We start from the raw sequence: 20,900 nt of genomic DNA on the forward strand, positions 1-20,900 counted from the left end.
AATCTGTAATCGGGTATGCCACCCGATGTTGATGATGTAAGTTGTATGGAAATCGAATCGTCTTTAGTTGCGTCGCAAAATGCTCTGGTGACCAATCCGGTCAACCGGCAGCCAGAGCGTGAGGCCGAGGCCAGACAGCAGCAACAGCAGCGTGAGACCACCGAACTACCGCGTACCCAGGTAGTATCCCGACAGGCTAGTGCTGAAGCATTCGAGCAGGCCGAACGGTTTCGACAGCGTCAACAAACCTCATACGATCAGCCCGGCAGACAGGGACAGCAAGCGGTGAACGCCTATCAGAGTCTGGCGATTGAGCAACAGCGTGAACAGGTGCGCACTATGCTCGGCGTGGACGTCTACGCCTGAGGTGATTTTTCCAACACTGTTCAGCTTGTCTTCAGTTTTCATGTGTAATGCTCAATAATGTATTAATACATGTGTTTTTTTGAGGCATGACAGGAGGTTACCGGTGAAGCATGTCGTTTTTGTGTTGCTGGCAGCGCTGGTTTCAGGGTGCGCATCCATACCGGATAGCATACAAGTCGAGAAATCTGTACAACTGGTGAGCTATCAGCAGGTTGCTATGGCACCTGAACAGCAGCAAGGCAAGATGGCGCGCTGGGGCGGCGTAATCGCTGACGTGAAAAACCAGGCCGAGCAAACCTTACTTGAAATCGTATCTTACCCGTTAATTTCCTACGGCAAACCTACGACCCGTGGTGATAGTCATGGACGTTTCAGAGTCTATGTGGACGGTTTTTTAGACCCGGTAGTATATGAAAAAGGCCGCACTATGACCTTTACCGGCACTGTCAGCGGTATTGAATTGGGGCAGGTTGGGGACCACGTCTACCATTACCCCACCCTCAACGCAACGGGTTATTATCTTTGGAAAGATACCCAGCATGTTGATGTCAGCGGCGTGATTTGGGGGGGAACGTATTGGGATCCTATGTGGGGATACTACGGCTGGAATACCTGGCCACGATATCGTCGGCCACATTATTATCGTGGCAGTATCCGCATAAACGGGTCGAATGAATCGTCAGGAAGTCCGGCAACACCTTCATCGTCAGGCAAGCAGGATACCTATCGGCATGAAACGGCGGAAAAGGGCTTGAAAAAGCAGCGCTGACGGCATCACAATGCCGTTATTGTGGCAACGTAAAGTAAGCAGGCGGCAACATATTGCCGCCTTTTTGTAGGAGCCTTCCTTGCAAGACATCACCATTTCTCTTCCGCATATCACCCTTGCCGGGCTTGAGTCAGGCAGTCCTAAAGATATTCCGATATTAGCAGTACACGGCTGGCTAGATAACGCTGCCAGCTTTGTGCCATTGATTGAGCATTTGTCTGGTCGGTTGCCCGATCTCTATGTGGTTGCCATTGATCAGGCCGGGCATGGTCTATCAGATCATCGGCCACCCGGTGCGAACTATCATCAAATGGACTACGTGCAGGATATCTTCGAGTTGATTGAGACAAAGGGATGGCAAAAAGTACACCTACTGGGGCACTCAATGGGAGGGATCATATCCAGTTTATTTGCCGCCACGTATCCAGATAAAGTGGCCAGCCTTGTGATGATGGAAGCCTTTGGTGCGCTGACCAAACCCGCCGATACCAGCACGGCACAGCTGCGCGAATCCATTGAGTCGAGACACAGGCTGATGCATTCGGATGTCAGGCACCCTGTATCATTGGATGCCGCAGTAAAAGCCAGATTAAAGGCCGGTGGCATGACCGAAGCGGGAGCCAGATTATTAATGCAGCGAAACCTGACAGAGGAAGATGGCACAGTAAAGTGGCGCACAGACAGACGTCTGCGCAGTGTGTCATCGCTGCGCCTGACTGACGATCAGGCGCGTGCGTTTGTCGCAGGCATCAAGTGTCCGACTCTGGCAATGTTGGGGGAGGACGGCTACGAGCGAACGCGCACGTTGGTCAACACGCGAAGAGAGCTGGTTGACGATCTTAAAGTGGTGACGTTATCCGGAGGTCACCATCTGCATCTGGATAATCCCGCAGATGTGGCGGCCGCGTTGCAGTCTTTTTATCAGACACTGTAGAGCGCGGTACAGGGTTAAAATTAACGTTTAACTTTGTATACCCTTTGGTTAGACTGGACAAGATAACTGGTCTAGCCTGTTATGACGCGTGCGGGACACCGACTGGCACGTCGTAACATCCAATATGATAAAAATAAGCCGAGGGAAGCACCGTGGATAAAATCTGGCTTGAACATTACGACCCCCGTGTCGCAGCTGATATTAACCCCGAGCAGTACAGCTCAATTGTCGACATTTTCGAACAGTCTGTCAGTAAATACAAAGACGGCACAGCGTTCATTAATATGGGGCATTCGATAAGTTTTAATGAGCTGGACGCATTATCCAAACAGTTCGCGGCTTATCTGCAAAACAGTGGCTTGCAACGCGGTGACAGCGTTGCGGTCATGATGCCCAATCTGTTGCAGTATCCTGTGGCACTGTTCGGCATACTGCGTGCCGGCATGGTGGTGGTGAATGTCAATCCGCTATATACCGCCAGAGAACTCAAACATCAGCTCAACGACGCCAATGTTAAGACCATTGTTATTGTCGAGAACTTTGCCTGTACCTTACAAGAGGTGCTGGCAGAGACTACCGTTGAGAACGTGCTGCTCACGTCACTTGGCGACATGCTACCGGTGCCAAAGCGCTGGGTCGTCAACTTTGCCGTTAAGCACATCAAGAAGATGGTGCCGGATTATCAATTGCCCAATGCCGGTCGATTTACTGACGCGCTGAAACAAGGTGCAAAACAGACCTATCAACGTCCCGATATAAAAAGCGATGATCTTGCGTTTTTGCAGTACACCGGCGGTACCACAGGCGTATCAAAGGGTGCCATGCTGACCCATCGAAATATGGTGGCTAACCTCGAACAGGTGTCATCGTTGCTCGCCACCGTAGTAGAAATTGGTAAAGACATGGTAGTGACTGCATTACCCCTTTACCATATCTTCGCGTTGACCAGTAACTGTCTGACGTTTGTTAAGTTTGGCTGTCCCAACCTGCTTATTACCAATCCCCGTGACATGCCTGGTTTCGTTGAAGAACTCAGCAAGTATCCGTTTACTATTTTGCCCGGCGTCAATACCTTGTTTAATGGTCTATTAAACACCCCCGGATTCGCTGATCTGGACTTCAGTAACTTCAAATTCGGTCTCGGCGGCGGCATGGCAGTGCAGCGTCCGGTGGCCGAAAAGTGGCAGCAGGTCACCGGCACAGTGCTACTGGAAGGCTACGGTCTGACTGAATGCTCCCCGGTGGTAACCTGTAATCCTCCGCATCTTGAAGCGTACAAAGGTTCTATTGGCATGCCAGTGCCCTCTACCGACATCAAACTTTTGGATGACGATGGCAATGAAGTGGCGTTTGGTGAGCCGGGTGAAATGTACGTCAAAGGACCGCAAGTCATGCTTGGTTACCTGAACCGACCGGAAGCGACTGACGAAATAATAAAAGATGGGTGGCTCGCCACCGGTGATATTGCCAAAGTGGATGAGCAGGGCTACTTCTACATTGTCGACCGCAAAAAAGACATGATCCTGGTATCGGGTTTCAATGTGTTTCCTAATGAAATTGAAGAAGTGGCGGCAATGCATGAGGGGGTAATGGAGGCCGCCGCAGTGGGTATACCTCACGAGGTGTCTGGCGAAATCGTTAAACTGTTTGTGGTGAAGAAAGATCCAGCCTTGACGGAAGAAGCGGTTATCGAACATTGTCGACAGCACCTTACCGGTTACAAAGTCCCGAAAAAAGTCGAGTTCCGGGACGAGCTTCCAAAAACAAATGTTGGTAAGATACTGCGCAGAGAATTACGTGATTAATCGCTTTCGCGCCGCTAGTTAACCTAAGGAAAACCGGCATCTGCCGGTTTTTTTCATATGCACTATACCCTTGTTACATCATTTCAGCAGTTATCTCAGGTGTGTGAGCAGGCCCAACAGTCTGCCATGGTGGCGCTTGATACAGAATTTGTGCGCACGCGCACCTATTATCCCGCACTTGGCTTAGTGCAACTTTATGACGGTCAAACACTGAGCCTGATTGATCCACTGGCCATTGATGATTTGACGCCCCTGTGCGACCTGTTGACCAATAATAACGTGATAAAGGTCCTGCACAGCTGTTCAGAAGATCTCGAGACGTTTTTGCATGCACTGTCTGTAGTGCCGACTCCAATATTTGATACGCAGTTCGCTGCCGGGCTTTTGAACATGGGACCCTCACTGGGCTACGCAAGACTGGTTGAGCTTATGCTTGATGTCAGCCTGGATAAAGGCGAGTCCCGCACTGACTGGCTAGCCAGGCCTCTGACCGACAAACAGCTACACTACGCGGCCAATGACGTTGAGTACTTATTCGCCTTGACGCCGACATTACTTGAGCAGATCGATGCATTGGGTCGTCGCCAATGGGTATTTCAGGAAATGGCACAGCTTGCCGAGAAAAAACGTGCCCAGTTGCCGGATGAGTTTGCCTATTTGAGCGTAAAGAATAACTGGCGATTGCAGGGCGAGTCGTTGTTGCTGCTCAAGCTCATCGCAGGATGGCGTGCCAGGCAGGCCAGAGAACGCAATCTGGCGTTAAATTTTGTTCTCAAAGAGTCCGCCATGCTGGAAGTGGCAACCAAAAAGCCTGCGCATCGCGGCGCATTGTATGCGATGGAAATCCTCAATGCCCATGAAGCGCGCAGACATGGAGACACATTGTTGCAGTTTGTGGCCAGCGCGCGGCAGGCTCCTGAACAGGACTATCCGCCGCGGGTGAGACGTTTGAATGATATCAATCAGTACAAGAAAACCATGCAGGCGATTAGGCAGTATTGTATTGACGTTGCCGAGCGTGAGTCGCTCAGCGTCGAAATGCTGGCATCGAAAAAGCAGATCAATCAGTTACTGAAATGGTGTTGGTTCGAACTTGACGAGACGCGTCTGTCGGGTATATCGCCAGATCTTATCAGCGGTTGGCGCAAAACTCTGTTGCAGGCAGGGCTTGAGAATATTTTGGGTAAATCACTTAACTGTTAAGGATGGTTATGCTGTGTGGTATCTATAAAAGCAGCAAAAAAGATGAAACGTATTTGTACCTGAAAAACAAAGACGACTTTTCTGATGTGCCTGAGGCGCTGCTGCAAACCTTTGGTAAACCGCAGTTTGTCATGGTAATGCCGTTAAACAAACCGCGTAAACTGGCGCTGGTGGAGTGGGATAAGCTGCTCGCTGAATTAGATGAAAAAGGATACTACCTGCAGCTTCCTCCACCCAAAGAAAACCTGCTCAAACAGCATCTTGAAGCGCAAAAAAAGGAGTCTGATTAATCATGTTGAAGCGCGTTGTCATGTTGCTGATGTGCGTCAGCATCTCCACATTTGCGCAGCAAACAGATGCAGAATTTGCGGAATATGTCAGCAACCTGAAACAGGAAGCCTTGCAGAAGGGCTTTCAAGCACCGCTTGTAGAGCGGGCATTTGCCAACCTGACATATAAAAAAAAGGCCGTCACCGCCGATCGTAATCAGCCTGAAACCAAGTTAACCCTTGATCGCTATCTGGCAACCCGGGTGCCAGATTGGAAGGTTCAGCAGGCGGTAGAAAAAGCCGCGGAATACGAGTCGTTGCTTTCTCAAGTCGAAAAGACATACGGTGTACAGAAACGCTTTATTGTCGCGCTGTGGGGCAACGAGAGTAATTTTGGGCGTATCCAGGGTAGTTTTCCTGTGGTCGGCGCATTGGTCACGCTGGCATTCGACGGGCGTCGTGAAGCGTTTTTCAAACAGCAGTTATTTGCGGCGTTGACTATTCTTGAACAGGGCCATGTTGATTTTGAGCAGTTCACCGGCAGCTGGGCTGGTGCAATGGGACAAACACAGTTTATCCCAACATCCTTCCTGAATTACGCGGTAGATTTTGACCAGGACGGCAAGAAAGATATCTGGAGCAACCCGGCCGACGTATTTGCCTCCATCGCCAATTACCTTAGCAGTGAAGGTTGGCAAGGCGACTTTACCTGGGGTAGACAGGTAAGCATGCCTGATGCGCTTGCCGCTCAAAATTATGCGGGCCTGAGTAAAGAGCTGATGCAGCCGCTGTCGCGCTGGCAGGATTTGGGGGTACGCCGTTATGATGGTTCAGATCTGCCTGACGTCGATATTAAGGCGTCGCTGATCATGCCTGATGGCGAAAAAGGACGTATTTATCTGGTTTACAACAACTTTCATACCTTGATGCGTTGGAACCGCTCCTCCTACTTTGGCGTATCCGTCGGGTATTTGTCCGACCGTATAAAGCGAGGTTACTGATGTATTGTCATCACTGGATTGACGGTCAAGCCACTGCTACACCAGCCGGTAAAGTCGTATGCGTAGGACGTAATTATCTTGACCATATCAAAGAGTTGGGCAATGACATTCCAGAACAGGCGCTGCTTTTTATCAAACCCGCATCGGCGCTGTGCGACATGCGCCAGCCATTGTGTATCCCAACTGATAGAGGTGAGTGTCATAATGAGTTGGAAGTGGCGTTATTGATTGGCAGCGAATTATCTGGTTGTGCGTTGACGGATAGCCAGGTATCAAATGCTATTGTGGGCGTTGGTCTGGGACTGGATTTGACTCTGCGCGACGTGCAAAGCTCGCTGAAAAGCAAAGGTCAGCCGTGGGAGCGTGCGAAAGCCTTCGATAACAGCTGTCCATTAAGCCCATTTATGCCAATGACTGAATCGATTGACCTTAACGATTTACATTTTTTACTGACAATAAATAAGCAGGTTCGCCAGCAGGGGCATACTGCGTTAATGATGCGGGACGCGCTCAGTTTGGTGAAAGAGATAGCGTCCATTTTTACGTTATTGCCAGGTGACGTGGTATTAACCGGTACGCCGAAAGGAGTAGGGCCGCTATTGCCGGAAGATGAGGTTGACGCGGAACTGACGGGGTACCTCAAGGTGCAGACTCAGGTGAAAGCTCGGGTGAAAGCTCGGGTGCAGCCATGACACAGAAACCCTTCTGGGAAGTCGTTAAGCTCGAGGACATGACCGACAGCCAGTGGGAAGCGTTATGTGATGGCTGTGGTAAATGCTGTCTGCACAAATTTATCGAAGACGATGACGCCGATGAGGCGCAGTCAACTGACGTTATTAATGCGCATGAGCAGGTGCACTACACCAATATTGTGTGCAGCTTGCTAAATACTAAAACCTGCTCATGCACACGATATGAAGAGCGCACAAAACTGGTGCCTGATTGTGTCAAACTGACCAAAGAAAACCTCAAAGACATTTTCTTTATGCCACCCAGTTGCGCATACCGCCGCCTTCATGAGGGTAGGGGGTTACCTTCCTGGCATCCACTGTTGCACGGCGGTAAAAAGAGCGCAATGCACAAAGCCGGAATGTCGGTCAGAGGAAAGACAGTATTTGAAACCGATGTTGATCTCGACGAATTCGAAGACTACATTGCGCGCTGGCCGCTCAACGACATCGATTAGCTACAGGCTGTCTTCGATATTATAGTTGCGCAGGATTTTTTCTATCGTGCCATTTTTTCGTAACGTGATGATGGCTTTGTTTAACACTGGCAGCAAATCAGCGTGCTCTTCTCGCAGTCGCATTCTGACGGGGCCCGAGGTATGCACCACTGCAAATGCAATATCCAGCTGGTGTTGCGACGCCCAATACTGAGCGCAGTGTTGCTCTAGAATGATAGCCTCAAAGCGTTGTTTCTTGAGGCCCAGAATTAAGGCTTCTTCGGATAAGAAGTCGACCCGTGAAAACTTTGCATCATCAAAATAGAAGTAGCCTGCGATGGTGCCAATAGGTTTACCATAATAATCCTCGTGCTCCGAGTACTTATGCTGATGCTCGGGTGTGGTGACCAGATATTCAGTAACCGAGTACAGTGGCTCACTGAGCACGAAACCTTCGCCTGGTGTACCATCCTCCATCCATTCCAGCACATTAAAATCGAAATCAACCAACCCGGTATTGAGTGCCAATGCCGCTCTTTTCGGCGGCATATGAACCTCTCGTATCTGGATCCCACTTTGCTGCTGCAGGGCATCCATCAGCTCTGCATACACGCCAGGTTGACCAGGCTCCAGGCCACGCTGATAGGGTACCCAGCCAGAATCAAGACCCAAGTCATAATACAAGGTGGGTGTATCTGCCTGGCCAGGAAAAGGAGACAATAAGGCAATCAGCAGCGTGAATAAGAAAACAAAGCGGCTATTCATTGTCATCATTTAATCACATAGTTTCATGCCGCTGAGCAGTTCACCGTCCTCGACATAGTCGATCACTTCGCCATCTCTTATCAGCACGGTGTCTGACCTGAAGCCTGTCATGTTGCCGAACAGATTCTTTGAGTTAACCTGCACGCAGACAACATAACCGTACTTGATGCCCGTCACCTTATCGCCGATCCAGCGCCGTTTAGGCTCAGCAAAGCCATCGAACTCGATAGTATCAGGATCGCGCAGAGTCGCTCGTAAGTATTGCTCAGCAATCTGCTGATAATTGCTCGGATAGGCGCCATAGTCTGCGTCTTGTGTCTCATTGGGAGAGGGCAGGCTTTGACAGGCACCTATTAGCAATGTGAATAAAAAAACAAGGCAATAACGCATAGTTAAACTAAGAGTTAATTTACGTGCTTACAGGCTATCAGAACAGTATCAGGTAGCGCCAGAAAATCGCGCTTCCAGTAGTTCAAAAATCAATCTTGCAGCAAGTTTTGCCGTTCGTTGGTCCTGGTCAAACGCTGGATTCATTTCAGCAATATCCGCCAACGGCCAAGCGATGCCACGTTGCCTGACCTGCTCTCCCACCCAGCGGACAAGCTGAATGATGTCCGAGACATCCACACCCAGGGCTGATGGTGCGCTGACACCGGGCGCCACCGCAGCATTAAATGCATCCAGACAAATGGTCAGATACAGGGTATCGACCTCGTCAAGCATCGCCAAGACCGTTTCTGACATGCGAGAAAAAGTACACTCTGTGTCCAGCACGTAGCGGGTGCCCGTTTGCTCTGCGCGCGCAAATAATGCCTGCGTATTGGCGGTTTTGGCGATGCCCAGACAGGTGTAATGAAACGATTGTCGCTCAGCCTCGCAGTGTTGGGCTATCTGATAAAAAGGCGTGCCAGAGCTGGTATTCGGGGCGGGGGTCCTGAGATCAAAGTGAGCGTCGATATTAATAATACCGATGCGGCCTTTATCAATTTTTTCGATACCCTGATAACTGGCCCATGCAATTTCATGGCCGCCACCAAGACCGATAACAAAGCGCTGTTGGGCAAGCTGCTCACTGACAGCCTGTGCAAAGCCCTGCTGGGCCTGCGCGAGGTCATACTGAGCGACAATATCACCACTATCAGTTAGCGTTGTATCCGTGTGCCAGGCGAGATTACACAGGGCCTGACGGATCGCATTTGGACCCTGTTTCGCACCGGTGCGTCCCTTGTTGTTAGCGACGCCCAAATCGCAGGCAAAACCAAGCAAGGTGGCTTGTGCTTTATCGCTATCAGCGCGGGTGATGTGTTGATGCCAGCGGGTGCCTGATGTTCCATCTTCACTGTCGGTGCGCCCCTGCCAGGGAAAGGTTCTGACTAACGACATGGCTGTCCTCCAATCCAAACGTGCTGTGGCCTGATCTGACCCATACTGGCGACAAGCTGCGCCGGGTGTGTCATGTCCCACAATACCATATCCGCATCCTTACCTGGCGCAATGATGCCCTTATTCGGCATGCCGAGTGCCTGGGCTGCGTGTCTTGTGACGCCTTTGAGCACCTCTTCCGGCGTCAGACGGAACAACACGCAGGCCATGTTCATAATGGTCAGCAGTGAGCAAATTGGCGAGCTGCCGGGGTTAAAATCGCTGGCAATGGCCATGGGGACTGAATGTTGACGCAAAGCCTCTATGGGGGGCAACTGTGTTTCCCGTAAAAAGTAGAACGCGCCGGGCAGCAATACGGCGACGGTGCCAGCCTGTTTGATGCTGGGTATATCCTCAGGTTGCAGATATTCAATATGATCCACTGACAAAGCCTGATAGTGACTGGCCAGTTTCGCTCCTTTCAGATCGCTGAGCTGTTCAACATGCGCTTTGATAGGTAAGCCCAACTTGTGTGCCGCCTGATAAACCTTCTCACACTGTGCAGGCGAAAACCCAATGCCTTCACAAAACACGTCCACCGCATCGACAAGACCATTATCATGTAATTCGGGCAATACCTTATCAGTGACAAAGTCTATGTAGTCATCAGCACTACTGAATTCCGGTGGTAGAGCATGGGCACCCAGATAGGTCCGTGACAGACACTGTGGCATCGCTTTATTAAGCTCGGTCGCGACACGCAATAGACGCTGCTCAGTGTCAAGATCCAGACCATAGCCTGATTTGATTTCAACAGTCGTCACGCCTTCATTTAATAGCGTCTGCAGGCGCTGCTTGCCCGACTCAAATAATGCATCTGCCGATGCATGACGAGTTGCATTCACGGTAGATGCAATGCCGCCACCGCGCTTGGCAATATCTGCATAGCTCACCCCCTGCAAACGTTGCTCAAACTCCTCGGCGCGATCGCCAGCAAAAAGCAGGTGAGTGTGACAGTCAACCAGCCCTGGGGTCAGCCACCCGGACTGTGCATCAACATGATGGCGTGCTTGTGTGTGCTCGCCAACACTGACAATTTTGCCTTCTGACACCGCCACACAGGTATTAAGTATTTGACCGTACGGCGCTCCGTTATCGTCCATGCTGGCAATGTTCACATTGCTGATAAGCATATCAACTTTAGACATTCACTGACCTCATCATAGGTAATGGGTAAAGTTTACTTGTATGTACTTGTATATACAAGTTGTTTGAAGTAGAGTATCGGCCAATAATCATCGGCACTGTTATGTCATGTTGGCTCGCTATTCACAGATCAAACTCGCTATCCTCGAACAGATAGAAGCTGGCGACATGCGTCCAGGAGATCGTGTGCCATCTGAAAATCAGCTCACTGAAGAGTTTGGTGTGAGCCGCATGACCGCGCGCCGGGCGCTGACAGAATTGGTAGACGAAGGGATCCTGATGCGGTCGCAAGGCATTGGAACCTTTGTTTCTGATGACCGGCCGATGAGTTCAATGCTGACCATTCGTAGCATTCACGACGAAATAACGCAGCGTGGCCATCAACACAGCTGTCAGGTTATACAGCTCGCTGAAGTCAAGGCTTGTCATCAGATGTCAATCTGGATGAGTGTGACTGAGGGCGATAGCCTATATCACAGCCAGATTGTGCATTTTGAGAATGGCAAGGCGATACAATTTGAGGACCGCTTCGTCAATCCGCTGCTTGCGCCGGCTTACCTGCAGCAAAACTTTTTAACCATTACCCCCAATCAATATCTTAACAAGGTGGCGCCGCTCACTGAGGCGGACCATGTGATTGAAGCGATGTTACCGGCTATGGACGTTGCGCAGAAACTCGACATTGCGGTGTCCCAACCCTGTTTAAAAATAAGCAGGCGTACGTTTTCGGCACAGGGCGTGGTCAGTTATGCGCAGCTTTATCACCCTGGTCATCGCTATCGTCTCGGCGGACACCTGGACTTTTAACTGGAGAAACTATGCATCGTCACGACCCGACACGCGTGATCCGCGCGCCGCGCGGCACTGAGCTGAATGCCAAAAGCTGGCAGACTGAAGCCCCGCTTCGTATGTTGATGAATAACCTTGACCCTGAAGTGGCTGAGCATCCGCAGGATCTGGTGGTATATGGCGGCATTGGCCGCGCAGCGCGGGACTGGGACTGTTATGACGCGATAGTGGAGACTCTGAAACGGCTCAATAATGACGAGACATTATTGGTGCAAAGTGGCAAGCCTGTCGGCGTATTTCCCACCCATGAGAATGCTCCACGCGTGTTAATTGCTAATTCAAATCTGGTACCACACTGGGCGAATTGGGAGCATTTTAACGAATTGGATAAAAAGGGCCTGATGATGTATGGCCAGATGACCGCTGGCTCGTGGATTTATATTGGTTCACAGGGCATCGTTCAGGGCACCTATGAGACCTTTGTCAGTGTCGCAAAAACGCACTTTAATGGCGATGCGACAGGGCGCTGGATTTTAACCGGTGGTCTCGGTGGCATGGGCGGGGCACAGCCTTTGGCGGCCACCATGGCCGGCTTTTCGATGCTGGCGGTTGAGGTTGACGAGAGCCGTATCGATTTTCGTCTGAAAACAGGCTATGTGGATCACAAAGCTACCTCACTGGCAGAAGCTATGGCGTTAATTAATCAGGCGACTGAACAGGGTAAAGCAATCTCAGTCGGACTGTTGGCGAATGCCGCCGATGTGTTCCCTCAGTTATTGAAAGACAACATTATCCCCGATGTTGTGACTGACCAGACGAGTGCCCACGATCCGCTAAACGGCTATCTGCCGCAGCATTGGACCATGCAGCAGGCAAAGGAAAAACGTGAATCAGCGCCTACCGAGGTGGTTAAAGCCGCCAAGCAATCCATGGCGGTGCAGGTTGACGCCATGCTTGGTTTTCAATCCGCGGGTGCCGCGGTGCTCGATTATGGCAACAACATCAGGCAAATGGCCTTGGAAGAGGGCGTAAAAAATGCGTTTGATTTTCCTGGATTTGTGCCGGCTTATATTCGTCCATTGTTCTGTCAGGGTATAGGTCCGTTCCGCTGGGCAGCCTTGTCGGGTGATCCTGAAGATATTTATAAAACGGATGCCAAGGTAAAAGCGCTTATTCCCGATAATCCGCATTTGCACAACTGGCTGGACATGGCCCGTGAACGTATTCAATTTCAGGGATTACCGGCCCGTATTTGCTGGGTTGGCCTGGGTGAAAGGCAGAAGCTTGGGCTGGCCTTTAATGAAATGGTACGAAATGGTGAGCTTTCTGCACCGGTAGTCATTGGCCGTGATCATCTGGATTCAGGCTCTGTTGCCTCTCCCAACCGTGAAACCGAAAGCATGATGGATGGTTCAGATGCCGTATCTGACTGGCCATTACTTAATGCACTGCTAAATACGGCCGGTGGTGCCACCTGGGTGAGCTTGCATCACGGTGGTGGCGTGGGCATGGGCTTTAGTCAGCACTCCGGTGTCGTGATCGTTTGCGACGGCAGTGAAGAAGCCGATAAGCGTATTGCCAGAGTGCTGCACAACGACCCTGCTACCGGCGTGATGCGTCATGCCGACGCAGGTTATGATATCGCCAAGGAGTGTGCTGTTAAGCACAATCTTGATCTGCCGATGCTGAACAAATAATGGGGCTGAGTATGACTGAATTTGCACTGAAACCGGGTCAGCTTAGCTATGAGGACATCCAGTCTGCCCATCTGATTCATCAGCCTATCGCACTTGATCCTGCAGCAATACCCGCGATTAACGCTGCACAGCAAACTGTCGATGATGTTATCCGTCAGGGCAAAACCGTGTATGGCATCAACACGGGCTTTGGTCTTTTAGCCAATACGCGCATTGCGGCCGATGATCTTGAGTTACTGCAGCGCAGTATCGTGCTCTCCCACGCCGCCGGGATCGGTGACTTTATGCAGCCTTCAACGGTGCGGCTGATGATGCTGCTTAAAATCAACTCGTTGGCACGAGGTTACTCCGGTGTCAGGTTGGAGGTGATTAATGCACTGATCGCGCTATACAACGCTGAAGTGTATCCTGCCGTGCCAGAGAAGGGTTCAGTTGGTGCATCTGGCGATCTTGCGCCGCTGGCGCACATGAGTGCAGTGCTGCTCGGTGAAGGCGAAGTTTTGATTGATGGTATGCGCTGCGCGGCCAGTGAAGGGCTGCAAAAGGCCGGACTGACACCGCTTTCACTGGCACCGAAAGAAGGGTTGGCGTTGCTTAACGGCACCCAGGCATCGACAGCGTTTGCACTGCAGGGATTAATTTATGCCGAGAATGCGCTTTGCAGTGGCATCGCGATAGGGGCGCTGTCTGTGGATGCAGCATTGGGTTCTCGTGCGCCATTTGACGCTCGTATTCATGAAGTGCGCGGTCATCAGAGTCAATCTGATGTGGCTGCGGCATTCAGAACGTTGCTGGACAGCTCTGAGATTGAAGCGTCGCACAGTAGCTGTGAAAAAGTGCAGGATCCCTATTCGCTGAGATGTCAGCCTCAGGTGATGGGCGCCAGCCTGCAGCAACTGCGTTTTGCCAAACAGACTCTTATTACCGAGGCCAACGGTGTGACCGACAATCCACTGGTATTTGCCGATAGTGGTGACATTCTGTCGGGAGGCAATTTTCATGCAGAGAGTGTCGCCATGACAGCCGACATGTTGGCGATTGCACTGTCCGAGATTGGCAGCCTGTCAGAGCGTAGAATGGCACTATTGATTGACAGCAACCTGAGTGGACTGCCGCCGTTTCTGGTTGAAAATGGCGGGGTTAACTCCGGTTTTATGATTGCTCAGGTGACCTGTGCGGCACTGGCCAGTGAGAATAAAACCCTGGCGCATCCAGCTTCAATTGATTCGTTGCCAACATCGGCTAATCAGGAAGATCATGTATCGATGGCGACCTTTGCTGGCCGTCGTCTGCGCGATATTTTTGATAATGTTGCGGGCATTCTGGCCATCGAGTGGCTGGCAGCGGCGCAGGGGATAGACTTTAGAGCGCCATTGGCCACCAGTCAGGCACTGCAAAATGTGCATGGGTTGCTACGTCAACATGTACCTTTCTATGACAAGGATCGCTATTTTGCGCCGGATATCGAGGCCGCCAAAGCACTGATAGAAAACCATGGATTGAGCAAGGTTGCTGATTTGCAACTGATGTAACACAGATTGCAGGCGGCTGCTGCCGCCTGCGTTTTGGTTAGAGTTTTTTGGCCGACAGTAAACGTGCCCCTAGCACGCTGATGAACAATACTGAGTATATGGCAAACACCACCACCATCCACTCAGGCATAGCAAGCCCCGCAAACACCCAGTCTATCTCGCCGCAGTCGCCGGTAGCAGCAAACATTGACGGTAGCCATTCGTGCAGTAGTAGCCAGTCAGGAAAATTCGGTACGATGTCGCAGGTCACGAAAAACGGATTACTCGCACCCAGCATATCGACGTGCTCGCGGGCAATAAAAAAGCCCCATATGGCACTTACACCCCAGCCGATAAACGCCAACAACCGCGTGATGGTATTGTTGCTGAATAAAGGCAGCAGTGCCGCCACACCAATGGCTATCGTTGCCACTCGCTGGTAAATACACATAATGCAAGGCTCAAGTCCCATACTGTACTGGAAGTACAGCGCGGTCAGGACCAGCGCCAGAGAGGATAAGAAAAGCAGCAGCCAGGACCAGCTTTGTTCTGGCCATTGGCCGATAGATGTAAACACTTTCATTGTTCTCGCTATTGTTATTGTTGGTTTATCTGATTCACGTTAGCGTCAGTGGCTCCCTTCAACCGCGCCTGGCATTTCCAAGTGATGGTTTATCAGATGCAGGTTGTAGAGCATTTCCGTTGCATCGAACAGCACAAAGTACGTGGTGACCAATCCAACGATGGTTAACACAAAGGTGTAAGGTAACGCCATATAGACCATTCTACCGTATGACAGTCTAAGCAAAGGCGCAATGGCCGAGGTGAGCAGAAACAGAAACGCGGCCTGCCCATTAGGAGTCGCAACGCTGGGCAGATTGGTGCCGGTATTGATGGCCACTGCCAGCATGTCGAACTGATCCCGTGTGATGGCGCCTTTTTGCAGCGCGGTCGTCACTTCAGTAATGTAAACGGAGCCCACAAAAACATTGTCACTGACCATAGATAAAACACCGTTGGCAAGATAGAACATGACCAGCTGCGTCTTGCCTTCATAGGTCAGCACCCAATCTATCACCGGCTGAAACAGTCCCTGGTCGATAATGACTGCGACTACGCCGAAAAAGACACACAGCAAGGCAGTAAAGGGCAGGGCTTCTTCAAACGCTTTACCCAAGGCGTGCTCTTCAATCACGCCGCTGGCAGACGTAGCCAAAACGATGACCGACAGCCCAATCAGACCAACCGCCGCGAGGTGAAACGCGAGTCCCACGACTAACCAGACGCCAATCAACGCCTGTAAAGTCAAGCGGGCATTGTCACGTGGCGTGCGTTCAGCGTCCATATGGGAATCGTAGTCGATAAGGATTGAGCGGACAGATTTAGGCATCTGCGCGCCATAGCCAAACCAGCCGGTTTTTTCCAGTGTCAGTGCCGTTAACAGGCCGCATATAAACACCGGTAATGTCACTGGTGACATACGTAGAAAGAACTCGCCGAATCCCCAGGCGGCCTTATCGGCAATGATAAGGTTTTGCGGCTCACCCACCATCGTCATTACCCCGCCAAGGGCCGTGCCGATAGCCGAGTGCATCATCAGGTTGCGCAAAAATGCGCGAAACTTATCGAGGTCGCCATGATTCGGTGCGCTTATCTCATCATCGGCGGTATGGTCATGTTCGCTTTGAAATTCCCTGCCTGAGGCAACGCGATGATAAATGGTGTAGAAACCCAATCCCACCGCAATGATGACGGCGACAACGGTTAACGCATCCAAAAACGCTGACAACACTGCCGATGCCGCCATAAAGCACAGTGACAACACGGTTTTGTTCTTCACCTTTATGACCAGTTTGGTGAACAAAAACAGCAACAGGTCTTTCATAAAATAAATACCGGCGACCATAAACACTAACAGCAGTAATACTTCAATGTTGGTTTCGATTTCGTGCATCATGTGTTCGGGCGAGGTCATGCCAATAAACAGTGCCTGAATAAGCAACAAACCGCCCGGTTGCAACGGGTAGCATTTCAGCGCCATGGCCAGAGTAAAGATGAATTCAGCCACTAACAGCCAGCCGGCAGCAAACGGACTGACCATAAAAATCAGTGGGTTGATGACCATAAACGTGATGATGGTCTGTTTGTACCAGTCGGGTGCATGGCCCAGAAAGTTTTTATAGATAGAGCTGACGAGCGAGGCTTGCATGGATATGTCCGAATTAAACACAGGGCGTTAGGGGATGTTGTAAGAGCTGCCGCCGCCAAATGCAAGGCAAAACTGCCGTTATTCCGGAAATTGCCGAATTAACCATCAGCATCGTCCATTTTCATACGTGTTTCAGTATGTACATTCACAGTGACAAGTTAAATTCATCTGGTACAATCAGTTGAGATTACAATAATGATAAACAATACACGGTTGCTGAATGATCTATAAAGCGCAGAGTCCCGCAGGGTTCGCCGAAGAGTACATCGTCGAATCAATCTGGAGCGGACGTTTCCCTCCAGGAACCATTCTTCCCGCTGAGCGTGAGCTATCTGAGTTAATTGGTGTGACGCGTACCACGCTGAGAGAAGTGTTACAGCGACTTGCCCGTGATGGCTGGCTGACCATTCAACATGGCAAGCCAACCCGCGTAAATAATTTCTGGGAAACCTGTGGTCTGAACATTCTGGAAACACTTGCGAGGTTGGATCAGGATGGCATTCCCGAGCTGGTCGACAACTTGTTGGCTGCGCGCACAAACGTGAGCGCCGTATTTATACGCGGTGCGATTCGAAATAACCCTGAAAAATCCAAAGAACTGCTGCAGCGCTACCGTGATGTGGAGGAGGACGGTAAAGCTTTTGCGGAGTACGATTACAGAATGCTGCACGATCTGGCGTTTGCCTCTGGTAACCCTGTCTTCGTGTTGATGATGAACGGCTTCCGTGGCCTGTATTCCAGAATAGGTGGTTACTTCTTCTCATTTGAGAAGTCCCGACAAGTGGCGAAAGATTACTACCAGGCGTTGCTCGACCTTGCCGAGAAGGGCGACTATGAAGCAGTACCGAATGTTATTCGCTCGTACGGTATCGAAAGTGGCAAGATTTGGCAGGAGATTCGTATGGACATGCCAAAGGACCTCGTTGACTGATTTTTATCTTCAATAAAATCAATGTGTTATATAAAAAGGCGAAAAAAATTCAAATTTTTCGCCTTTTTAGTATGTGCTTTCTAATTGCAAAATTTATTCTTTCTCCAGGCTAAAGATTGATACCCAATTCAGGGCACCATTAGGAGAAAATATCATGACTAAGACTGAACAGTTCAAAGCTAAAGTTTCTGAAGCAGAAGAGTTTGCACGTAAGATCTGGTTGGCAGGTTTGGGTGCATACGGCAAGAGCATCGACGAAGCACAAGGTCGTTACGAGAAGTTGAGCGCTGACGCGAGCAAAGTTTTCGAAGAGCTTGTATCTAAAGGCGAAGGTCTTGAAGCAGAAGCGAAAGGCAAGTTCAAAGCGACAACTAATGAAGTTGAAGAGCGCGTGGCGGACGTACGCAAGAAGCTGGGTCTGGACAACGATAACACTGACCAGCGCATCGACGAGCTGTCAGCGAAAATCGACGCTCTGACTGAAGCTGTTGCTAAGCTGGCTGCTAGCAAGTAAAGCATTGCTTAAAGCCCGGCCACGCCGGGCTTTAACTATCTCGAGTCAGGCAACGACTGTTTATAAAAGCGAGGAGAGTGAAGATGAGCACAATGACAAAAGCGAATCAATTTAAGTGTGCAGGTATGGGCTCTGTCATGAAAAGTGCAGAGGCATTGACACAGCGCGCTGATGAGCTATACCAAGGATCCAACGCTTTTATAAATGGTCTGCTGGTAAGAGGCGAAGTGGTTGAAGCACAGCTGAAAGCGCGTGTGGCAACAACCAGGGCCAACTTTACATCCACCTTAAAGGGGACAAACATGATTGACCAAGCTTTCAACAGCTTTTTGGCTAAATTTGGATTGGTAGAAGACAAGCGCGAAAAGAAGCTCGATGAGTTGTCGACTAAAGTCGACAATTTGGTCGAGGTCGTTGCCAAACTGGCGGCGATGAAGGCTGCAGAAAAGCGTGCGCAGGCCGACAAACCGGCTGCAACTGCGGCTAAAAAGCCTGCGGCCAAGAAGACAACGACACGTAAAGCTGCCTCAACCAAAACGGCTGCAACAACCAAAAGTGCGACGGCAGCATCAGATTCAAAGCCTGCGGCAAAGGCGACCACAACGCGTAAGCGCGCCGCCTCGGCGAGCAAGACGACAACAAAGCGTGCTTCGACAGCCAAGACAGCAACGAAAACAGCAAGCAAAGCGGCAGACAAGCCTGCTGATGACAGTAAAGAGTAACGCTTTAACGATTCCCTTCCTTAGCCCGCGATAGCGGGCTTTTTTTTGCCTTCCTTTCACCATTGCGAAATATATCTGTTGACATATGAAATTTCATATATATGATTTTTCGTATGTGAAGTTCTCGTTAGCAATGCCATGAGCCCATTACAGCTTTTTAAGTGTCTGTCAGACGACACCAGACTCAAATCCGTTTATATCATCCAGGCACTCGAGGAAGTGTGTGTCTGCGATCTGATGACCGCATTGGATCTGGAGCAGCCTAAGGTGTCCCGCCACCTCGCAGAACTACGAAAGTGTGGGGTATTGCAGGATGAACGCAGAGGAAAATGGGTCTATTACCGGCTCCATGCCAACCTGCCCGACTGGGCAACGGAACTTATTTCCCTGTCAGCGGCAAAAAACACACCGTATTTTTCTGAAGCTTTGGCCAAGTTGCATACCGCACAGCAGGCTTCAGACTCCCTTTGTTGTTAGGAACACTACATGAAAATTCTCTATATATGCACGCACAATCGTTGCCGCAGTATCTTGTCCGAAGCCATTACCAACCATGTCTCGCAAGGGGCAATTATTGCAAAGAGCGCGGGCAGTCAGCCGTCAGGTCAGGTTCATCCGTTATCGATTCATTATTTGCAGGAAGCAGGCATTCCCGTAGCGGGCTTGCAAAGTCAGTCCTGGGATGAATTTGAAGACTTCGCCCCCGATGTGGTTGTGACAGTGTGTGATTCTGCAGCGGGTGAAGCGTGCCCTGTGTGGTTCGGCAACACCGTCAAAGTGCATTGGGGATTGTCTGACCCTTCAAAAATTGAAGGCTCGGAGGAACAAAAGGCCGACGGATTTCGAGCATGTATCGCCGAAATTACTGAACGCGTGAATAAGCTCATGCCGCTCGCTAACCAAGCAATGACGGCACAGCAGCTTCGTGAAGCACTTGCCGCGCTAGGAGCAAAATAACCGATGTTAAACGATCTGAGTTTACCCAATGTGGACAGTGAGCAGTTGGATACACCAACGTTAGAAAAGTGTCAGTCTGCGCCCAGTCAGCATGCCCCTCGTATTTTGCTGTTGTACGGCTCGTTGCGTGAACGCTCTTTCAGCCGACTGGTTATTGAGGAGAGCGCACGCTTGCTTGTTCAGTTTGGCGCAGAAGTAAAGATATTTAATCCTGAGGGACTGCCCCAGCCTGACAGTGGTGATGAAACGCACCCAAAAGTGCAGGAATTGCGTGAGCTAATGCAGTGGTCAGAAGGGCAGGTATGGTGTTCACCAGAGCGTCATGGCGCGATGACCGGGATCTTCAAAAGTCAGATTGACTGGGTACCGCTCAGCATCGGCAGCGTGCGTCCAACCCAGGGCAAAACCCTGGCCGTCATGCAGGTGTGTGGCGGTTCTCAATCCTTTAATGTGGTCAATCAACTGCGTGTGCTGGGCCGCTGGATGCGTATGGTGACCATTCCAAATCAATCAAGCGTGCCTAAAGCTTTCCTTGAGTTCGATGAGTCAGGCCGAATGAAACCGTCGGCATTTTATAACCGCATCGTCGACGTGATGGAAGAATTGATGAAATTCACACTGCTGCTTCGGGATAACAAAGACTATTTCGTCGACCGATATTCTGAACGGGTGGAAACGGCCGAGCAACTTCGACAGCGTGTTAATCAGCGAGCCAGTTAGGAGCA

At 50.5% G+C, this 20,900-nt stretch carries 24 protein-coding genes; 18 read left to right on the forward strand and 6 right to left on the reverse strand.

Annotated elements, in window-relative coordinates:
• Positions 1-45: 45 nt before the first annotated feature.
• The 9 genes from G441_RS0104505 (at position 46) to G441_RS0104545 (ending at position 7,533) form a co-directional block, all read left to right on the forward strand.
• On the forward strand, positions 46-366 hold the full coding sequence (locus tag G441_RS0104505) for a hypothetical protein (protein ID WP_156896272.1): 321 nt from the start codon (positions 46-48) through the stop codon (positions 364-366).
• A gap of 103 nt (positions 367-469) precedes the next feature.
• Positions 470-1,135: a Slp family lipoprotein gene (locus tag G441_RS17865; RefSeq protein ID WP_051275331.1), complete on the forward strand. Its 666-nt coding sequence runs from the start codon at positions 470-472 to the stop codon at positions 1,133-1,135.
• Between the two features lie 79 nt (positions 1,136-1,214).
• Complete coding sequence (locus G441_RS0104515) at positions 1,215-2,069, forward strand: alpha/beta fold hydrolase (protein WP_026375252.1); 855 nt, start codon at positions 1,215-1,217, stop codon at positions 2,067-2,069.
• Between the two features lie 152 nt (positions 2,070-2,221).
• Positions 2,222-3,874, forward strand: coding sequence for a long-chain-fatty-acid--CoA ligase FadD (gene fadD / locus G441_RS0104520; RefSeq protein WP_026375253.1), 1,653 nt, complete (start codon positions 2,222-2,224; stop codon positions 3,872-3,874).
• A 57-nt stretch (positions 3,875-3,931) separates the two neighbouring features.
• Complete coding sequence (gene rnd / locus G441_RS0104525; RefSeq protein ID WP_026375254.1) at positions 3,932-5,077, forward strand: ribonuclease D; 1,146 nt, start codon at positions 3,932-3,934, stop codon at positions 5,075-5,077.
• An 8-nt stretch (positions 5,078-5,085) separates the two neighbouring features.
• Entirely contained in the window at positions 5,086-5,367 is a 282-nt protein-coding gene (locus tag G441_RS0104530; RefSeq protein WP_026375255.1) for a YcgL domain-containing protein, read from the forward strand.
• A 2-nt stretch (positions 5,368-5,369) separates the two neighbouring features.
• Positions 5,370-6,347: a lytic murein transglycosylase gene (locus G441_RS0104535; protein ID WP_026375256.1), complete on the forward strand. Its 978-nt coding sequence runs from the start codon at positions 5,370-5,372 to the stop codon at positions 6,345-6,347.
• Entirely contained in the window at positions 6,347-7,039 is a 693-nt protein-coding gene (locus G441_RS0104540; protein ID WP_026375257.1) for a fumarylacetoacetate hydrolase family protein, read from the forward strand. The genes G441_RS0104535 and G441_RS0104540 overlap by 1 nt, the downstream gene beginning before the upstream one ends.
• Entirely contained in the window at positions 7,036-7,533 is a 498-nt protein-coding gene (locus tag G441_RS0104545; protein ID WP_026375258.1) for a YcgN family cysteine cluster protein, read from the forward strand. Before G441_RS0104540 ends, G441_RS0104545 begins: the two co-directional genes overlap by 4 nt.
• On the opposite strand, the gene G441_RS0104550 is transcribed toward G441_RS0104545, so the two are convergent.
• From G441_RS0104550 to hutI, 4 genes are read right to left on the reverse strand one after another with little or no spacing between them, the layout of a single operon-like run.
• Positions 7,534-8,286: a substrate-binding periplasmic protein gene (locus G441_RS0104550; protein WP_026375259.1), complete on the reverse strand. Its 753-nt coding sequence runs from the start codon at positions 8,284-8,286 to the stop codon at positions 7,534-7,536.
• Positions 8,287-8,667, reverse strand: a complete 381-nt coding sequence (locus tag G441_RS0104555) for a hypothetical protein (protein WP_026375260.1) — start codon at positions 8,665-8,667, stop codon at positions 8,287-8,289.
• Positions 8,668-8,715: 48 nt separating this feature from the next.
• A complete protein-coding gene (gene hutG, locus G441_RS0104560; protein WP_026375261.1) occupies positions 8,716-9,660 on the reverse strand; it encodes a formimidoylglutamase in 945 nt (314 codons plus the stop codon).
• Entirely contained in the window at positions 9,651-10,847 is a 1,197-nt protein-coding gene (hutI, locus tag G441_RS0104565) for an imidazolonepropionase (protein WP_026375262.1), read from the reverse strand. The genes hutG and hutI overlap by 10 nt, the downstream gene beginning before the upstream one ends.
• A 106-nt stretch (positions 10,848-10,953) precedes the next feature.
• Between hutI and hutC the strand changes: the two genes are divergently transcribed.
• The 3 genes from hutC to hutH are packed head-to-tail and all read left to right on the forward strand — an operon-like array spanning position 10,954 to position 14,863.
• Positions 10,954-11,652 carry a histidine utilization repressor gene (gene hutC, locus G441_RS0104570; protein WP_026375263.1) on the forward strand — a complete coding sequence of 233 codons (699 nt, stop codon included), beginning with the start codon at positions 10,954-10,956 and terminating at the stop codon, positions 11,650-11,652.
• 11 nt (positions 11,653-11,663) lie between these two features.
• Entirely contained in the window at positions 11,664-13,331 is a 1,668-nt protein-coding gene (gene hutU, locus G441_RS0104575) for a urocanate hydratase (RefSeq protein WP_026375264.1), read from the forward strand.
• An 11-nt stretch (positions 13,332-13,342) separates the two neighbouring features.
• Positions 13,343-14,863, forward strand: a complete 1,521-nt coding sequence (hutH, locus tag G441_RS0104580) for a histidine ammonia-lyase (RefSeq protein WP_034474555.1) — start codon at positions 13,343-13,345, stop codon at positions 14,861-14,863.
• A 37-nt stretch (positions 14,864-14,900) separates the two neighbouring features.
• Here hutH and dsbB read toward each other — a convergent pair whose 3' ends face one another.
• A complete protein-coding gene (gene dsbB, locus G441_RS0104585) occupies positions 14,901-15,425 on the reverse strand; it encodes a disulfide bond formation protein DsbB (RefSeq protein WP_051275332.1) in 525 nt (174 codons plus the stop codon).
• Between the two features lie 45 nt (positions 15,426-15,470).
• Positions 15,471-17,051, reverse strand: a complete 1,581-nt coding sequence (gene nhaB / locus G441_RS0104590; protein WP_026375267.1) for a sodium/proton antiporter NhaB — start codon at positions 17,049-17,051, stop codon at positions 15,471-15,473.
• 220 nt (positions 17,052-17,271) lie between these two features.
• On the opposite strand from nhaB, the gene fadR reads away from it, so the two are divergent.
• The 6 genes from fadR (at position 17,272) to arsH (ending at position 20,895) form a co-directional block, all read left to right on the forward strand.
• The gene (gene fadR / locus G441_RS0104595; protein WP_026375268.1) at positions 17,272-17,982 is read left to right on the forward strand and encodes a fatty acid metabolism transcriptional regulator FadR; all 711 of its coding nucleotides are present in this window, start codon (positions 17,272-17,274) and stop codon (positions 17,980-17,982) included.
• 154 nt (positions 17,983-18,136) lie between these two features.
• Positions 18,137-18,496 (forward strand): phasin-related domain-containing protein, encoded by a 360-nt coding sequence (locus tag G441_RS0104600; protein ID WP_026375269.1) that lies wholly within the window; start codon positions 18,137-18,139, stop codon positions 18,494-18,496.
• Positions 18,497-18,579: 83 nt separating this feature from the next.
• Positions 18,580-19,218: a hypothetical protein gene (locus G441_RS17870; protein WP_156896273.1), complete on the forward strand. Its 639-nt coding sequence runs from the start codon at positions 18,580-18,582 to the stop codon at positions 19,216-19,218.
• Between the two features lie 138 nt (positions 19,219-19,356).
• Positions 19,357-19,695 carry a metalloregulator ArsR/SmtB family transcription factor gene (locus G441_RS0104610; RefSeq protein WP_026375270.1) on the forward strand — a complete coding sequence of 113 codons (339 nt, stop codon included), beginning with the start codon at positions 19,357-19,359 and terminating at the stop codon, positions 19,693-19,695.
• 9 nt (positions 19,696-19,704) lie between these two features.
• Positions 19,705-20,175: an arsenate reductase ArsC gene (locus tag G441_RS0104615; RefSeq protein ID WP_026375271.1), complete on the forward strand. Its 471-nt coding sequence runs from the start codon at positions 19,705-19,707 to the stop codon at positions 20,173-20,175.
• 3 nt (positions 20,176-20,178) lie between these two features.
• Positions 20,179-20,895 carry an arsenical resistance protein ArsH gene (gene arsH, locus G441_RS0104620; RefSeq protein WP_026375272.1) on the forward strand — a complete coding sequence of 239 codons (717 nt, stop codon included), beginning with the start codon at positions 20,179-20,181 and terminating at the stop codon, positions 20,893-20,895.
• The last annotated feature ends 5 nt before the right edge of the window (positions 20,896-20,900 follow it).

The organism is Aestuariibacter salexigens DSM 15300 (genome assembly GCF_000429145.1).
Lineage (GTDB): Bacteria > Pseudomonadota > Gammaproteobacteria > Enterobacterales > Alteromonadaceae > Aestuariibacter > Aestuariibacter salexigens.